Genomic DNA, 16,534 nt, shown 5'->3' with positions numbered 1-16,534 from the left:
ACGCATGCAGGAGAGGGTCAGAGGACGGTTCGTCGGCATCGGCGTCGGCTCCTACGAGCTGGTGCCGCCGCTGCAGCACGCCGTGAGCGACGTGCGGGAGCTGCGCGCCCTGCTCAAGGGCTACGACGGCGAGCCGCTGGCCGACCCGACCGAGGCCGAGATCCGCGCGCACATGAAGGCGCTGCGGCGCACTCCGCAGGACGGCGGCGCGCTGGTGGCGTTGTGGAGCGGGCACGCCATCCCCGTCGCGGGCAACCTCAGGCTGCTGGCCAGGGACAACGACGGCGTGATCGACGGCATCATGCTGCACGAGTTCGCGCTGTGGTGTGCCGCGTCGGGCGCGCACCAGGTGCTCATCATCGTCGACGCCTGCTACTCCGGCGCCCAGCTCGACGAAGCCGTCCGGACGGTCGCCGCCGTCCAGGAGGAGCTGCTGGCCGGGCAGGTGCACTGGGCCGGTGTGCTGGTGTCGTGTTCAAGCGTCGAAACGGCCCGTGACGGTCTGTTCGGCGGGAAGTTGCGCAACCTGCTGCGCGCCGGTCCCACCGCTGATGAGGACGCACGGCGGTGGAGCGACCGCACGGCGTTGGTCGACGGTGGCGCGGTCGGCACGGCGTTGCTGAACACGTGGGACAGCGACGTCCAGCGGCCGCGCTTCATGCAGTACGGCTCCGCACAGCCGATGCTGCCGAACCCGCTGTATGCCGCGAACACGGTCGTGAAGCACCTTCTGCTGGCCGCGCGTGGTGGCGACTCCACGTCCAACCGGTCGTGGTTCACCGGCCGCACCGCCCAGGTCGACAAGGTCGTGAGCTGGGTGAAGTCCGGGGTGGCCGGTCTGCGGGTGGTGACCGGGTCGCCCGGCACCGGCAAGTCCGCGGTCGTCGGCCGGGTCGTGAGCCTGTCCAACCCGGCCGAGCGCGACCTGCTGCTGACCGCCGGGCCGTCGTTCCAGCACGCCGACCCCGGTCCCTGCTCGGTCGACGCCGCCGTGCACGCCCGCGCGATGGACGCCGACCGCGTCGCCGACCTGCTCAGCCGCCAGCTGGTCGTCGCGGGCCTGATCTCTCCACCGGAGGGGCCGCGGCGCGGTGCCGCCGAGCTGGTCGGTGTGGTCAGCGCGCTGGCCACACCGCCGGTGCTCGTCGTCGACGGTCTGGACGAGGCGCGCGGTGAGTCGTTCTCGATCGCGACCTCGCTGCTGGTCAAGCTCGCGAACCACGCGGTGGTGATCGTCTCGACCCGCCAGGCCCATCGGGTCGCGGGTGGCGCTCCGCTGTTGACCGAGCTGTCTCCGATCGAGGTGCTGAACCTCGACGACGCCGGGAGCGAGGCCGACGTCCGCGAGTACGTCATGGCCCGCCTGGGTCCCGGTGCAGCGCAGTCCACTGTGGACAAGTTGGCCAAGCTGCCGTTCCTGACCGCGTGGATGATCACCGACCAGGTGCGGGCCGACGGAGGCGCGGACCTCAAGCTGTCCCTGGACGCGGCGTTCGACCGTGAACTGGCGAAGGTGCCCTCTGCCCGTGCGCTGCTGACGGCGCTGACGTGGAGCTACGGCGCCGGTTTCCCCGAGGCGGAGTGGATCGCGGTCGCGGAAGCGTTGTCCGGCGAGGAGTTCACGCGTGACGACATCACCGCCGTGCTCACCGAACTGGGCCGCCACGTCGTGCAGGACGGCGAGGAGGGCACAGCCGTCTTCAAGCTGACGCACCAGACGTTCGCCGACCACCTGCGACCACCCTTCGCGCCCAGCCGTGCCGAGGTCTTCGCACCGGACGCCGAGAAGGTGGCGTGTGCGCTGATCGAGCTGTACCGGCAGCGGGTGGAGGCCGGCGTGCCGCCGGACGTGCCGGGTTACCTGTGGAAGTACGCGTGGCGGCACTGCGGGCACGCCGGTACGCGGGCATTGGACGGACTGCGCGCTCTCGCGGTGATGAACCGGATGTTGTTGCCTGACATCGCACTCGCAGCCACGACGGCGGCGAACGAGCTGATGCACTGGGGTCGTGGCGACGAGGCCATCGCACCACTGGAGGAAGCCGCCGAGCACTTCCGCGCGCTGGTGCCGAAGCTCCGGATGTACCTGGCGGACCTGGCTTTCGTGCTGAACAAACTCGGCCGGCGGTTCCGCGAGGCCGGGCGGCTCCAGCAGGCCGTGGCGCCTGCCGAGGAAGCCGCCGTGCGGTATCGCGAGCTGGTCGCCTCGACTCCGACGACAGCGGAAAGCCTTACGCACAAACGGCTAGCGCAACGCATCGCGAAGACGACGACGCACGGCGGTGACAACCCGACGTACGCGGCGCACCTCAGCGGTGCGTTGGTGGACCTGAGCGAGACCTACGCGATGCTCGGGCGCCGGCACGAGGCACTGTCGACGGCCAGAGACGCCGTTGCGGCCGTCGATACCGATGCGCCACTCGCGCGCGCAATGACGTGCCTCGCCGCCAGGTGCAGTGAGACCGGCCGGCGGTATGAGGCGATGCAACGGTCGAAACAGGCCGTGGAGCTGTACTACGCCCTCGCGCAGACGAATCCGGTGTTCCTCGCGGACCTCGTCACCGCCCTGGTCGAGCTGAGCCGCGACTACCTGGCGCTGGGGCGGCTGTCCGACGCCGACCGCGCGACCCAGCAGGCCGCGGAGATCAGCGGCACGCTCGGCCGGCACGCCGCGTTCCGGCCGCAGCTCGCCGACGCGGCGCTGAGCCTGAGCGTCGCCTACAGCCTGGTCGGCCGCGGGGACGAGGCGCTCACCTCCGCGCGCCAGGCGGCGGAGCTGGCGGACGGGCTGCGGATCCACGGCCAGGCGCTGCACAACCTGATGCGCCGCCAGCGTGACGCGGACAAGCCCAGAGAGGCCCTGGTGACCGGGCTGCGGACCGTCGAGGTGTGCCTGCTGCCGGAGAACACCGACCGGCTGTCGACGCTCGCGGCGGCGTTGTTCACGCTCGACACGATCTGCGCGGGGCTGGAGCAGCCCGAGATCGTGGACGAGACCTGGGAACGGGTGACCACCCGGTTCACCGGCCCGCACCTCGCCACGCTGCTGATGCTGCGGGCGGCGGCGACGTCGCCCGGTGATCCGGCGGCGGCGAAGTGGCTGTGCCAGGCGTTGACCCATGTCGGCCAGTCGCGGCAGGCGCGCCACGACGTGCACGACATCGCACGCCGCCACTACGACTCCGGGCCGTGGCCGTGGGACTCGACGCCGGACTGGCTGACGGTCGACCGGGCGTTGCTGAAGACCGCCCGCGCCTGGGTGTTCGCCCGCTCGTACGCCGAGGAGCAGGCGGTCCTGCTCGCGCACCCCGAGCTGCTGTCGACGGACGCGGACGTCGCGGTGACCGAGGCGTTGTACGGGACGAGCCTGATCGAGGCGCAGGTCATCCAGTCGCGCCGGACGACCGCGCAGCAGCAGGGCGTGCCGCTCGCGTACCGGCCGTGGCTGCTGATGAGCCTCGCGGACGAGTTCGTCGACGCCACGCCCGCCCGCCGCCGGGAGCTGCTCGCGACGCGGCGGGACGAGCTGCTGGACAAGGAAGTCCTGAAGAACGTCCGTGACAACCGGCCCGTGCACGCGTTGCTGCTGCTGGCCGGCGAGGACGCCGACGTGGCCGGTCTCGTGCTGGACGCCGCGGAGGACCCCTCCCGCGTCACCGACGTCCTGCGGGGGCTCGCGGCCTCCGCGTCCCCTCAGGCGTTGACCCAGGCCGTGACGGCGTTGGAGCCGCACCCGTTGGCCGCGCTGTACAAGGCGGTCGCGCGCGCTCGGGCCGGTGACGCGCGGCTGGCGTTGCCCGCGGCGGACCAGCGTCTGGCGTGGATCCGCGAGCTGACTTACCTGGTGCCCGCGAACTTCGCGTTGCTCAGTCTCATCCGCAAGCTCGCCGAGGAGTCCTGATGAGTGATCTGGTCGTCGTCCTGCCCGGCATCCTCGGCAGCACGCTGCGCGACCGCGACGGCATGGTCTGGGAGGTGTCCGGCAAGGCCGCGTTGCGCGCGGTGCTCACGCTCGGCCGCAGCCTGCGGCGGCTGACGCTCCCGGCCGGCATCGGTGACGAGCACCCGGGAGACGGTGTCGAGCCCGTCGCGTTGATGTCGGACCTGCACGTCGTCCCCGGCATCTGGACGCCGTTGAAGGGCTACGACCGGGTGACCAGGCGGATGAACTCGCTCGGTTACACCGTCGAGAAGGGCAACCTGCTGCTCTTCGCCTACGACTGGCGGCTGTCGAACCGGTACAACGGCGCGCTGCTGGCCAGGCGGGTGGACGAGGCGCTGGACCGGATCGGGCCGGACGCCAAGGTCAGCTTCGTGTGTCACTCGATGGGTGGGCTCGTCGCCCGCTGGTGCGTCGAGCAGTGCGGGATGGCGGAGCGGACCGACAAGCTGATCACGATGGGCACGCCCTACCGTGGTGCGGCCGCGGCGCTGGACCAGCTGGTCAACGGCGTGAGAAAGGGTCTCGGGCCGTTGGCGATCGACCTGACGGAGTTCGCGCGGTCGATGCCGTCGCTGCACCAGCTGATGCCCGAGTACGCGTGCATCGAGTCGCCCACCGGGTTGGTGAAGACGACCGAGACCACGTTGCCCGAGCTGGACACCAAGATGGTCGCGGACGCGATGGCGTTCCACGGCGCGTTGACCGACTCGTTCGCTGACCAGACGTACGCGATCCTGGGCGGTAAGCAGCCAACGGCCACGACCGCTCGTATCGCCGACGGCAAGGTGACCTGCTACCGGACGTACGAGGGTGACGAGCTGTACGGAGACGCGACCGTGCCGATGGTCGGTGCCGCACGGCGTGGACTGGCGTTGTCCTCGAACACGCTGCACCGCGTGACGGAGCAGCACACGTCGTTGCAGGACAACTCCGCCGTGCTGGACGCCGTGGAGTCGTTCCTGACCGCCAAGGCGATCGTCCCACGCAACGTGACCGCCACTGAACCGCAGGTCAGCGTGCCGGACCTGGTGCTGACCGGTGAGGACCTGGAGGTCACCGTCGAGCTGAGGGACACCACCCCGCGGGCGTTGAAGGTGGCGCTGCTCGACGAGAACGGCAAACAGGTCGAATCGCGCAGCCCGGCGATCTCCGAGAGCATGGCGGTCAGATTCGGTGAATTGGCCCCCGGCGCCTACTACGTGCAGGTCAGCGGCATCTCGGTGGGTGCTCCGGTGGTCCCGGTGACCTCGGCGGTGCTCGTCATGGATTGCCCCGTGGTCTGACCGGGAGGACGATTTACCCCTGGCACGGAGGAGGCGCGATGACCACGATCAAGCCAACGCCCGTAGTGCCCCATCCGGGGGCGGCGCGTGCGCGGCCGAAGGGCTCGTACTTCCTCCAGCTGTTCAAGACGACGGATCCCAAGCAGATCGGGATCATGTACCTGGTCACGTCGTTCGCGTTCTTCATGATCGGCGGCGTGATGGCGCTGCTGATGCGCGGCGAGCTCGCGCGGCCAGGCATGCAGTTCCTGTCGAACGAGCAGTACAACCAGCTGTTCACCATGCACGGCACGATCATGCTGCTGCTGTACGCGACGCCGATCCTGTTCGGGTTCGCGAACTTCATCCTCCCGCTGCAGATCGGCTCGCCGGACGTCGCGTTCCCGCGCCTGAACGCCTTCTCGTACTGGCTCTTCCTGTTCGGTGGCACCACCGTCGTCGCGGGCTTCGTGACACCGGGCGGCGCGGCGGACTTCGGCTGGTTCGCCTACACGCCGCTGTCGTCGGCGATGCACTCGCCGGGTGTCGGCGCGGATCTGTGGATCATGGGACTGGCGGTGTCCGGTCTGGGCACGATCCTCGGCGCGGTCAACATGATCACCACCGTCGTGTGCCTGCGGGCGCCGGGCATGACGATGTTCCGGATGCCGATCTTCACCTGGAACATCCTGGTGACGGCCGTGCTGATCCTGCTGGCGTTCCCGATCCTGACGGCCGCTCTGATGGGCCTGGCGGCGGACCGGCACCTCGGGGCGCACGTCTTCGACCCGGCCAACGGCGGCGTGGTCCTCTGGCAGCACCTGTTCTGGTTCTTCGGCCATCCCGAGGTCTACATCGTCGCGTTGCCGTTCTTCGGGATCGTGACGGAGATACTCCCGGTGTTCAGCCGCAAGCCGTTGTTCGGCTACAAGGGCCTGGTGTTCGCGACCCTCGCGATCGCGATGCTGTCCGTGGCGGTGTGGGCGCACCACATGTACGCCACGGGTGCGGTGCTGCTGCCGTTCTTCGCCCTGATGACGTTCCTGATCGCGGTGCCGACCGGTATCAAGTTCTTCAACTGGGCCGGCACGATGTGGAAGGGGCAGCTGACGTTCGAGACACCGATGCTGTTCTCGGTCGGTTTCCTCGTCACGTTCCTCTTCGGTGGCCTGACGGGCATCCTGCTGGCCTCGCCCGCGATCGACTTCCACGTGTCCGACACGTACTTCGTGGTGGCGCACTTCCACTACGTGCTGTTCGGCACGATCGTGTTCGCCACCTACGCGGGCATCTACTTCTGGTTCCCGAAGATCACCGGCCGGATGCTCAACGAACCGCTGGGCAAACTGCACTTCTGGACGACGTTCTTCGGCTTCCACGGCACGTTCCTGGTGCAGCACTGGCTGGGCAACGAGGGCATGCCGCGCCGCTACGCCGACTACCTGCCCTCCGACGGCTTCACGTTCCTCAACACGTTCTCCACGATCGGCTCCTTCCTGCTCGGCGCCTCCGTGCTGCCGTTCGTGTGGAACGTCTTCCGCTCCTACCGCTACGGCGACCCGGCCCCGCAGGACGACCCGTGGGGCTACGGCAACTCGCTGGAGTGGGCCACGACGTCTCCCCCGCCGCGGCACAACTTCAAGGAGCTGCCACGCATCCGGTCCGAGCGGCCCGCGTTCGAGCTGCACTACCCGCACATGGTCGAACGGATGCGGGAGGAAGCGCACTTCTCCATCACGCATCCCGGAAAGCACCGCGTGGGCAAGGACGAAGCGACGGAGAAGGCGCTCGCGTCGACGGAACGGGACGAGCCCTAGTAGCGAAAGGTCGAGGCTAACGCCGGCCGGGGATCAGTCCCGCCGCCACGACCGCCTTGCTCAGCGGCGCGGCGAGCTCGACGTACCGCTGCTTCTCCTGCTCCGACAGGACGTCGTACGCGGCCGCGTTCATCGCGTCCGTCTCGTCCTCGATGCTCTGCCGCAGCGCCCGGCCCGCGTCGGTGAGCAGGTGGTTCTCGCCGATGAGACCACGGCTGCGGAGGTCCTCCGCGGTCTCGGCCCACTTCTCCTCGGACCACGCCCGTGTCTTGCGGAGCGTCTCCGCCGGGACCGCACCCTCGGCGGCGTGCAGCACGAGCGCCTCGATGCCGGTGAGGTTGTGCTTGAGGAGCGCCGCGAGGTGCCCGTCGCCGCGGAACTCGCGCAGCAACGTCTGAGCGTGCCACAACCGCAGGTGCGTCTCGTCCGGCCACGGCAGGCTCGCGTGCGCGGCGAACAGGGTGCGGCCGTGCAGCATCTCCGTGGACCGCTCGGCCGCCCGCCGGGCCAGCCCGGTGATCTCCTCGAGGTCGCCCGGCAGAATCGGCTTGAGGGCCTCGTCCGCCGCCGCGAGCCGGAGCTCGAGCATCTGCCGCGGCGTGACCGTCTCCCACACCCGCGGAACGCACGCCCGGACCAGGTCGGGGTTGAAGTTGTAGAAGGTGGCGATCACGACCTCGGGACCGGCCTCCCCCAGCGCCGCCGCCCGCGACGCGAAGTACCCGCCGGGCCGGTCCAACCCGGCCGCCGCGTACCGGGAGTCCGCCTGGGGGGCGAAGTAGATCATCGCGTGCACGGCTTCGAGCGAGTACCACAGGGTCCTGATCATGCCTCCAACCTAGATCGTCCGACCTGGTTCGTCAGGCCAAAAGTGTCAGACCCCTCTGCCAAGCTCACCGACGTGAACCCGAACACCTTCTGGAAGCTCGTCGCCGACGCCCGCGGCCGCGTCCCCGACCCCTCGGACAGCGCCGCGGTGGCCGCCGCCGCGACCGACCTGCTGGCGGCCAGGCCACCCGGCGAGATCGTCGCGGCCCAGCAGGTCCTGTGGGACCTCCTCGCGGCCTCGTACCGGAACCCGCTGTGGGCGGCGGCCTATCTGATCAACGGCGGCTGCTCGGACGACGGCTTCGACTACTTCCGCGGCTGGCTGCTGACCCAGGGCGAGGAGGTCTACGACGCCGCGCTCGCCGACCCCGACTCACTCGCCGGCCTGCCCGCCGTCGTGGCCGCCGCCGAGTCCGGCATGGACATCGAGGGCGAGGACGCCCTGTCCATCGCCTGGAACGCCCACATCAAGGCCACCGGCATGCGGTTACCGGAGGACGCCTTCACCATCCGCTACCCCGAACTCGACCCGGAGTGGGACTTCGACTTCGACGACCGCGAGGAGCTGGCCGCCCGCCTGCCACGCCTGGCGGCGCTCCACGAACTCTGACCTCAGGCGGCGGCTTTCACCGGCACACCAACGCACCGGCCCACCGAGACCTCGCAGCACCGGCAGCACACCGCCGGGACCACATCACCGACGCTGACGCCGAGACCGCAGGTAGTCGCTGACCACAGCGGCCCCGAGCCCTTCCTCATCCGGCGACACCACCCGGCCGCCACCCCGCCGGGCCACGATGTCGACGAACGCGGCCAGCCGGGGATCGTCCCCCAGCTTGAACACCGAGATCGTCGCCCCGAGCCGGGCCAGAGCGTCGACCTCGTTCAGCGTCTTGGTCAGCGTCCGGGGCAGCGGCGGGTAGTTGAACTCCGCGTCCCCCTCGGGCTCCAGGTGCGCCGTGGGCTCACCATCGGTCACGACCAGCACCACGGGCTGTGCGTCGGGATGACGACGCACGTGACGCCCCGCCAGCAGCAACGCGTGGTGGAGGTTCGTGCCCTGCTCCCACACACCTTCCAACGCCGTCAGCTGGCCGATGTCCACGGCCTCGGCATAACGCCCGAAGGTCACCAGCTGCAGAGCATCGGTGCGGAAACGGGTGCGCACGAGGTGATGCAGCGCCAGGGCCGTACGTTTCATCGGCACCCAACGGCCGTCCTGCACCATCGACCAGGAGGTGTCCACGCACAGTGCGACAGCCGCACGCGTCCGGTGTTCGGTCTCGGAGACCTCCAGGTCGACGACGTCCATCGACATCGAGCCCGAGCGGAGCACGGCGTTGCGCAGGGTCCGCGGCACGTCCCAGGGCTCGGTGTCACCGAACTGCCACGGCCGGGTCGAGCCGATCAGCTCGCCCGCGGCACCGGCGGAGGTGGTCTCGCGCGAGCCCTGCGAGGACCGCAGCTGGTCCACGACGCCGCGCAGGGCCGTTTCTCCCAGACGGCGCAACGCTTTCGGCGTCAGCCTCAAGGAACCGTCCGGAGCGCGTTCGACGATGTTCTGCTGACGGAGGGCCTTCTCCAGCTCCGCGAGGCGGCGTGCGTCGACCGAGGCCGACTCGCCGAGCTGGCGTTCCAGGGCCTCCAAATCGATGTCCTCCAGGCGGGCGCCCGGATACGACTGGGAGAGCTGTTCGGCCAGGGCGTCGAGCTCGGCCAGGTCGGCCATCGCCTGCGCGCCCTCGCCCAGGCCCAGCGGGTCCTGGCCGCGGAAGCGCGCGGAGGAGTTCCAGTCGAGGCCGGGGCGCAGCCGTTGCAGCAGTGAGTCCAAAGTAGACAAGGACGAGCCGATGCCGCCGAAGGCCTGCTGGGACAACGCGGACAGCTCGGCGCGCTGGGCGTCGGTCATCGAGTTCATCATGCGTTGCGCGGCGGCCGAGCGGGCGGCCAGTGCGTCGATGAGCTCGTCGACGTTGCGGGGCTTCTCCGGGAAGAACTCGCCGTGCTTGCGCATGAACTCGTCGAACAGGCGCGGCGTGTCCGGGGAGCCGGACGCGTGCGCCTCCAGCAACGAGTTGAGGTCGCGCAGCATGCGCTGGATGCGGCGGACGTCGTCGGAGTCCACATTGGACAGCGCGTTCTTCATGCCCTGGAAGCGCTGGTCGAGCAGTTCGCGGCCGAGCAGGTCGCGGATCTGCTGGAACGCCTCGCGGGCCTCCTCGGAGCGCCAGTCGTAGGAGGAGAGCTCCTGGACGGCCGCGGCGGTGCCCGGCGGCAGGGCGTCGAGCTGGGCCTCGCGGAAGCGCGCGTCGTCGGACGGGTCCGGGAACAACGCCCGGCGCTCGGCCTCCACGGCCTGGTCCAGCAGCCGGCGGACCTCGGTCAGGGTGCCGTCCAGGCGGTGCCGGCGCTGGATCGAAGCACGGCGCTGCCACAGGCGCGACGTCAGGTCGTCGAGGCCTCGGGTGCCGTCGACGCCGCGGCGCAGCAGTTCGCGCAGGGCGGACGACGGTGAGGCGCCCTCCATGATGTCGCGGCCGAGCTCGTCGACGGCCGCGCGGAGGTCCACCGGGGGCGCCAGCGGATCGGCGCCGCCGCCCCAGCGTCCGTAGCGGTATCTCATCCGTACACCGATCGGTCGTCGTCGGAGGAGGTGTCCTTCGACAGGTTGCGGGTCAGGTACAGCGACTCCAGGGCCAGTTCCACGGCCGAGGCGATGCGGCCGACCGGGTCCTTCGGGCCCGCACCCAGGCGTGCCGCGACCTCGTGCAGGATCGGGAGCTCCGGCAACGCCGCCAGCAGGTCACCCGCGTGCACGCGGTCGCCGGTCGCGACGGGGTGGCCGTCCGCGACGACCTCGGCCAGCGCACGGAGGTTCAGGCCCGCCAGCCGCGCACGGGCCGTGTCGGCGATCGAGCGGCGCAGCAGGTGGACCAGGACCTCGTCCTCGCGGCCCTCCTCCCCCGCCTCGAACTCGAGTTTGCCGCGCAGCACGTCCGGCACCGACTCGAGGTCGATCGGGCGGGCGATGGCCGGGTTCTCGCCGATCAGCGCGGACCGGCGCAGTGCCGACGCCGCAACGGTTTCCGCCGCGGCGACCGCGAACCGGGCGGAGACGCCCGACCGCTGGTCGATCGAGGACGACTCGCGCAGGTGCCGGACGAACCGCGCGATGATCTCCAGCAGGTGGTCGCCCACCTCGGCCACGAGCCCGGCCTCCTGGCGGACCAGGTCGACCTCGGCGTCGATCTCCAACGGGTAGTGCGTGCGGACCTCGGCGCCGAAGCGGTCCTTGAGCGGCGTGATGATGCGGCCGCGGTTCGTGTAGTCCTCGGGGTTCGCGGTGGCCACGAGCAGCACGTCCAGCGGCAGCCGCAGCGTGTAGCCGCGCACCTGGATGTCGCGCTCCTCCATCACGTTCAGCAACGAGACCTGGATGCGTTCGGCCAGGTCGGGCAGCTCGTTGATGGCGATGATGCCACGGTGGGCGCGCGGGAGCATGCCGTAGTGGATCGTCTCCGGGTCGCCGAGCGACCGTCCCTCGGCGACCTTCACCGGGTCGACGTCGCCGACCAGGTCACCGACGGACGTGTCGGGCGTCGCGAGCTTCTCGGCATACCGCTCGTCGCGGTGCCGCCACACCACGGGCAGGTCGTCGCCGAGCTCGGCGGCCCGGCGGCGGGACTCGGGCGTGATCGGGTCGAGCGGGTGTTCGCCCAGCTCGGAGCCCTCGATGACGGGCGTCCACTCGTCGAGCAACGTGATCAGGGTGCGCAGCAGCCGGGTCTTGCCCTGGCCGCGCTCGCCGAGCAGCACGACGTCGTGGCCCGCCAGCAGCGCGCGTTCGAGCTGCGGGAGCACCGTGCGGTCGAAACCGACGATGCCGGGCCACGGGTTGCGTCCCTCGCGAAGCGCCGCGAGGAGGTTCTCCCTGATCTCGGTCTTGACGCCGCGCGGCAGGTGCCCGGCGGCGCGCAGTTCGCCCGCCGTGCGGGCCAGGTTCTGGGTCACGCAGACGACGCTACGCACCGAATCCGGCCCCGTCGATGTGGAGCAACTCCAGGCGAGGGCCCGGCCGGTGCGCCAGAATGCGGGGCGATATGAGTGACAGCGTTGATTTCAGGTGGGCCCCGTCACCCGCGGACTGGCGTGCGAGCCTGCGGGCGATGGTGCCGATGTTCAGGTGGGCGCCGTGGTTCGCGCTCGCGTTCGCGGTGATCTCCCTGGTGCTGCTGTTCGGCTTCGAGGACACGCTCGTCGTGGCGGTCTTCGGCCTGGTGTGCGCGCTGGTGATCGGGTTCATGGAGCCGGTCGCGGTGTGGTGGCGCTTCTCGTCGGACGAGATGATCAGCCGGACCGTGGTGGGCAGTGCCGACGACCAGTCGTTCCGGATGGCCGTGGGCGGCACCGTCCGCGAGGAGATCGGCTGGGAGGAGCTGCCCGGCTGGACCGAGACCCGTCAGGGCTTCGTGCTGGAGACGCTCGACGAGGGCGCGGCGTCGCTCTCCGTGCCGCACCGGGCGTTCGCGTCCGATGAGGACGTGACGTCCTTCCGTGCCCTCCTCGAACAGCACATCGGCCCGGCCAGGTAGGTGTCTCGGATCGGGCACACCGGGTGGGGCTCGCGGGGCAGGGCAACGTAATCTCGTCGCGTGTCCTGTGCGAGTGCCACGCTGGTCGTGTGGACGTCGGGATGGCTGCACGGTCTGGCCGCCTCCGACGACGTCCTCGACGCCCTGCACACGTGGGCCGAGCAGCACGAGGTGGTGGCCGACGACGACGGCACCGCCACGGCGCTCGACCTCCCCGGTCCCGACGAGGCCCCGGTCGGCCCAGCCCTGCTGCTGGCCGCCCTGCGGCGCGCCGGCGCGACTTCGGCGCGGCTGGTGCTCCCCGTCGCGGGCGACGTGCGCGGCCTGGGCGGCAAGGGCCCGCTCTCGACGTGCGCGCTGAGGTCCGGTGAGGCGCTCGTGGTCCCGTCGGTGCACATCGGGCTGGTACCGAAGATCGTGGCCGACGGCGTGATGCGGTGGACGGTGTTCGACCTGCCCTCCTCCAACGGCCTGGAGCACATCCCGATCGGCGAGGCCGAGCACGGCCTGGGCGCGGCACTGCGCGAGGCGACGGCGGCACTGGCCACGCTCGACGTGGCCAAGCACCGCCCGAACGTGCGCAAGGAGATCGCCGACCTGGCCGCCGCGAACTCGGCGCTGCCGTGGCCGGACGCGATGCCACCCCGCGCGCTGCGGGTGCTGCAGCGGGCCGCCGAGGTGGACGCGATCGTGTCCGTGGCCAGGTCCGACTCACCCGGTGGCGCGATGTCGGCGTCGGCGATGTCCGCGCGCAGCGAGGCGCTGCGGCCGTTGTCGGAGGCGGTGCGACGGGCGCGGTGCGCGGCGGTCGACGAGGCCGTGCGCGTGCTGGCGGACAGCGGCGCCGGCCGGCACTGACCCAAACGAGTGGTTCTCCCCCGGTAACTCCTCCCGACCCGGCAACTGCGCCGGAACTGTCGGGGCCCCGGCATAAGGTGCCTGGTGGGGAGGACGCTGAATGGAGGACGTCGACCAGCGCCGGTCGAGCACAGCACCCAGGTACGCGGGAGCCCTCATGCTGGCCGCGGTCGCCGGGCACCTGCTGTCCGAGACGGCCACCGGATCGCTCGCGACCTGGCAGTCGTGGGTGCTCTACGGCATCGGCGCGGCGCTCCTCGTGCTGTCGGCGTCCGCGATCGACCGGCTGAACCAGCTGGTCAAGCGCGTCCGGTTGCGCTGGGTGGTGTTCACGGCCGTGCTCGTCGCCGCGGCGGGGGTGGTCGCGCTCGCGGCGCCGCCGGTGGTGGCGTACGGGCGCGTGCTGCTGCTCGGGTGCCCGCAGCCGACCGAGGTGCGGGTGCTGACGTCGCGGGACGTGGCGCCCGCGATCGGCGAGGTGGCGCGGAAGTTCGAACAGCACACGGCGGCGAGCCACCACGGGTGCCGCACGGCGCGGCTGTACGTGTTCTCGGCGCCGGGCAACCGGGGTGCGATCGCGTTGCGGTCCTCCTGGTCGTCGCAGGACCTGCGGGAGGTCGGGCCGCACCCGGACGTGTGGCTGCCCGACTCGACCACGGAGACGAACGAGGTGGTGCGCCGCACGGACGGCATCGGGTCGGCGGTGCGCATCAAGCCGGGCGGCTCGGTCGCGTTCTCACCGGTCGTGCTCGGGGTACCTGCGCCGATCGCGCGGGACGTCGTCTCCAGCAGCCCGGAGACGTGGGGTGAGCTGCTCACCAAGGTCGGCAGGGCGGGGATCGCGATCGGCAGGCCGAACCCGCTGATGACGACGGACGGCAGGCTCGCCACGGCGGCGTTGTACGAGACGCTCGCCCCCGCCGTCGTGGAGCGCCGGGTCGAGGAGGCCGACCGGCCGCGGCCGGGTGCCGCGATGATCACGACCGAGCAGGTGTTGTTGCGGCACAACAAGACCAGCTGTGCGCAGAAGCCGTGCCTCACCGCGCTGTACCCGGCGGACACCTACCGGGCCGACTACCCGCTGAACCTCGTCGAGTGGGACGCGCCGGACGTGTCGAACCTCGCCGCGCGCGAGCCCGCGAAGGCGTTCCAGGCGTGGCTCGGTACGCAGGACGGCATGACGGCGCTCAACGCCGCCGGGCTGCGTCCCGCCCGGCAGGCCGCGGGGGCCGAGTTCCGCGAGGAGCTCGGGGTGCGGGCCGGCCTGGCGCTCGACCGCGACGAGGCCGCCCCCGGCGAGGCGGCGCAGGCCGAGTTCCAGAAGGAGTACGAACAGGCCAAGAGGGACGGGCGGGTCTGGCTCACGCTCGACGCGTCCGGCTCGATGGTCGAGCCGACGGCGACCGGTGAGACGCGGTTCGCCGTCGCCGTCGAAGGTGTCCGCAAGGCCCTCACGCAGATGGGCGCCAGGGACACGTACGGCCTGTCGGTGTTCAACGACAACGACGTCCGGCCGCTCATCCCCCTCGGCAGGCGTGACAAGGAGGCCACGACCGCCGCGCTGGGCACGGTCCAGCCCTCCGGTGGCACGCCGCTGCACCAGGCGATCCTCGACAGCCTCGACCGGGTCGGCGCCGACGACGCGGACCACGTCAGCGCGGTGATCGTGTTGACCGACGGCGAGGACACGACGAGCGCGCAGACCCGGCAGGAGGTCGTGGACGTGGTGCGGCAGAAGGGGATCCGGGTGTTCGTGATCGCCGTCGGCGACGCGAGCTGCGCGGCGCACGCGCTGACGTCGATCACGGACACGTCGGGCGGCGAGTGCCGCGACTCGACGACGGACACGCTCGGGGACGACCTGGCGGAGTTGTTCCGCCGGGTGTGGGGAGGTTCCGGATGAGGTGGTTGCGGCGCACGTGGGCGGCCCTGCCCAGATTGGGCCCGCCGGGCGTGGTGTGGGCGAACCGCTCGTGGCTCGCGATGGGCGTGGCGGTCGGTGTCGTGCTGACGATCCTGTTCACGAGCGGCGTGCAGCCCCTCTTCCGCGAGTCGGCGGAGTGGGAGAAGGGCAAGCTGATCGTGCTCAGCGGCCACGACCAGAGCGACGGCGGCCAGCGGCGCGCGTTGATCAACCAGTGGAACGCCGAGCACCCCGAGCAGCCCGCGGAGATCGTCGAGCTGCCGGCGGAGGCGGACGGCCAGCGCAGCGAGATGGTCGCGCGGGCCAGGGAGAAGACCGACAACGTGGACGTCTTCAACCTCGACGTCACGTGGACGGCCGAGTTCGCCCAGTCCGGCTACCTGCGACCGTTGTCCACAGTGGACACCAGTGGGTTCCTCCGCCGTCCGCTGGAGAGCTGCCGCTACCAGGGCGTGCTGTGGGCGCTGCCGTTCAACACCGACGCGGGTCTGCTCTTCTACCGCAAGGACCTCGTGCAGGACGAGCCCCTCGGCCTCGACGACATCGCCACCACCTCCACCCGCGCGTTGCGGGCCGCCCAGGACGCCCGCCTCGCCGCCGGCTACGCGGGCCAGTTCGGCGACTACGAGGGCCTCACCGTGAACGCCCTGGAGCTGATCTGGGCGGAGAAGGGCGACGTCGTCGACGAGACCGGCAAGGTCGTGATCGACTCCGACCGCACCCGCCGCGCCCTGCGCTGGCTCGCCGACGGCCTCAAGGGCCCCCAACCCGTGGTGCTGCCCGATTCCCGGTCCCAGAACGAGCAGCTGACCACCCAGGCGTTCCGCGACGGCAGGATCGCCTTCATGCGCAACTGGCCCGTCGCCCACCGCACCCTGCAGGGCAACCGCGGCGAGTCGGCGGGCCGTCCCGGCATCGACTTCGAGGTGACGCAACTGCCCGGCCCGAGCGTCCTCGGCGGCCAGAACCTCGCCATCTCCGCCAAGTCCACCAAACCCCGCGCCGCCCAGGCCCTCATCGAGTTCCTCACCGGCCCCCGCAGCCAGCAGCTCCTCTTCGAACGAGGAGGCCTCGCCGCCACCCGCGGCATCGTCTACCAGGACGGCCGGGTCGCCACCGAACACCCCTACGCCCGCACGCTGCTGAAGGCGATCGAGGACGCCAGGCTCCGCCCGGTTACGCCGTACTACTCACGCTTCAGCGACGAGTTCCGCGCCATCGTCCGCTACGCCCTCGACCACGACGGCGCCTTACCGGCCAACGCCGAGCAGGCGCTGACCGGAGCCCTCCAGGGCCGTTAGGGCGCGAGA

General features: G+C 70.9%; 11 protein-coding genes. 8 read left to right on the top strand and 3 right to left on the bottom strand.

All coding sequences use genetic code 11. The features are described 5' to 3' along the window. Positions 1-4: 4 nt before the first annotated feature. Genes ACRSBM_RS11430 through ctaD form a run of 3 tightly spaced genes read left to right on the top strand, consistent with a single transcriptional unit; the run spans position 5 to position 7,022 of the window. Positions 5-3,901: a hypothetical protein gene (locus ACRSBM_RS11430; RefSeq protein ID WP_434442758.1), complete on the top strand. Its 3,897-nt coding sequence runs from the start codon at positions 5-7 to the stop codon at positions 3,899-3,901. Continuing rightward, on the top strand, positions 3,901-5,226 hold the full coding sequence (locus ACRSBM_RS11425) for an esterase/lipase family protein (protein ID WP_434442756.1): 1,326 nt from the start codon (positions 3,901-3,903) through the stop codon (positions 5,224-5,226). Before ACRSBM_RS11430 ends, ACRSBM_RS11425 begins: the two co-directional genes overlap by 1 nt. Before the next feature lie 38 nt (positions 5,227-5,264). Further along, positions 5,265-7,022: an aa3-type cytochrome oxidase subunit I gene (ctaD, locus tag ACRSBM_RS11420; RefSeq protein ID WP_434442754.1), complete on the top strand. Its 1,758-nt coding sequence runs from the start codon at positions 5,265-5,267 to the stop codon at positions 7,020-7,022. A gap of 16 nt (positions 7,023-7,038) precedes the next feature. On the opposite strand, the gene ACRSBM_RS11415 is transcribed toward ctaD, so the two are convergent. Then, complete coding sequence (locus ACRSBM_RS11415; RefSeq protein ID WP_434442752.1) at positions 7,039-7,851, bottom strand: SCO6745 family protein; 813 nt, start codon at positions 7,849-7,851, stop codon at positions 7,039-7,041. A 72-nt stretch (positions 7,852-7,923) separates the two neighbouring features. Here ACRSBM_RS11415 and ACRSBM_RS11410 point away from each other — a divergent pair, with 72 nt between their 5' ends. Next, positions 7,924-8,460 (top strand): DUF4240 domain-containing protein, encoded by a 537-nt coding sequence (locus ACRSBM_RS11410; protein ID WP_434442751.1) that lies wholly within the window; start codon positions 7,924-7,926, stop codon positions 8,458-8,460. Between the two features lie 84 nt (positions 8,461-8,544). On the opposite strand, the gene ACRSBM_RS11405 is transcribed toward ACRSBM_RS11410, so the two are convergent. Beyond that, complete coding sequence (locus ACRSBM_RS11405; RefSeq protein WP_434442750.1) at positions 8,545-10,473, bottom strand: vWA domain-containing protein; 1,929 nt, start codon at positions 10,471-10,473, stop codon at positions 8,545-8,547. Then, complete coding sequence (locus tag ACRSBM_RS11400; RefSeq protein WP_434442748.1) at positions 10,470-11,861, bottom strand: sigma 54-interacting transcriptional regulator; 1,392 nt, start codon at positions 11,859-11,861, stop codon at positions 10,470-10,472. The genes ACRSBM_RS11405 and ACRSBM_RS11400 overlap by 4 nt, the downstream gene beginning before the upstream one ends. A 155-nt stretch (positions 11,862-12,016) precedes the next feature. Between ACRSBM_RS11400 and ACRSBM_RS11395 the strand changes: the two genes are divergently transcribed. The 4 genes from ACRSBM_RS11395 to ACRSBM_RS11380 all read left to right on the top strand — a co-directional run bounded on the left by ACRSBM_RS11395 (position 12,017) and on the right by ACRSBM_RS11380 (position 16,525). Then, positions 12,017-12,442: a YcxB family protein gene (locus ACRSBM_RS11395; RefSeq protein WP_434442746.1), complete on the top strand. Its 426-nt coding sequence runs from the start codon at positions 12,017-12,019 to the stop codon at positions 12,440-12,442. 60 nt (positions 12,443-12,502) lie between these two features. Continuing rightward, positions 12,503-13,300: a hypothetical protein gene (locus ACRSBM_RS11390; protein ID WP_434442745.1), complete on the top strand. Its 798-nt coding sequence runs from the start codon at positions 12,503-12,505 to the stop codon at positions 13,298-13,300. Between the two features lie 100 nt (positions 13,301-13,400). After that, entirely contained in the window at positions 13,401-15,203 is a 1,803-nt protein-coding gene (locus tag ACRSBM_RS11385; RefSeq protein ID WP_434442744.1) for a VWA domain-containing protein, read from the top strand. Next, complete coding sequence (locus ACRSBM_RS11380; RefSeq protein WP_434442742.1) at positions 15,200-16,525, top strand: extracellular solute-binding protein; 1,326 nt, start codon at positions 15,200-15,202, stop codon at positions 16,523-16,525. Before ACRSBM_RS11385 ends, ACRSBM_RS11380 begins: the two co-directional genes overlap by 4 nt. Positions 16,526-16,534 lie beyond the last annotated feature (9 nt).

Source organism: Lentzea xerophila (genome assembly GCF_051094245.1).
GTDB lineage: Bacteria > Actinomycetota > Actinomycetes > Mycobacteriales > Pseudonocardiaceae > Lentzea > Lentzea xerophila.
The sequence above is the reverse complement of the archived record's forward strand: the minus strand, read 5'-3'. Positions and strand labels throughout refer to the sequence as shown.

Excerpts from the sequence above, each read along its gene's own strand:
- ctaD (WP_434442754.1), top strand. The coding sequence starts at position 5,265 with ATGACCACGATCAAGCCAACGCCCGTAGTGCCCCATCCGGGGGCGGCG.
- ACRSBM_RS11415 (WP_434442752.1), bottom strand. The coding sequence starts at position 7,851 with ATGATCAGGACCCTGTGGTACTCGCTCGAAGCCGTGCACGCGATGATC.
- ACRSBM_RS11380 (WP_434442742.1), top strand. The coding sequence starts at position 15,200 with ATGAGGTGGTTGCGGCGCACGTGGGCGGCCCTGCCCAGATTGGGCCCG.
- ACRSBM_RS11405 (WP_434442750.1), bottom strand. The coding sequence starts at position 10,473 with ATGAGATACCGCTACGGACGCTGGGGCGGCGGCGCCGATCCGCTGGCG.
- ACRSBM_RS11385 (WP_434442744.1), top strand. The coding sequence starts at position 13,401 with ATGGAGGACGTCGACCAGCGCCGGTCGAGCACAGCACCCAGGTACGCG.
- ACRSBM_RS11425 (WP_434442756.1), top strand. The coding sequence starts at position 3,901 with ATGAGTGATCTGGTCGTCGTCCTGCCCGGCATCCTCGGCAGCACGCTG.
- ACRSBM_RS11430 (WP_434442758.1), top strand. The coding sequence starts at position 5 with ATGCAGGAGAGGGTCAGAGGACGGTTCGTCGGCATCGGCGTCGGCTCC.
- ACRSBM_RS11395 (WP_434442746.1), top strand. The coding sequence starts at position 12,017 with ATGGTGCCGATGTTCAGGTGGGCGCCGTGGTTCGCGCTCGCGTTCGCG.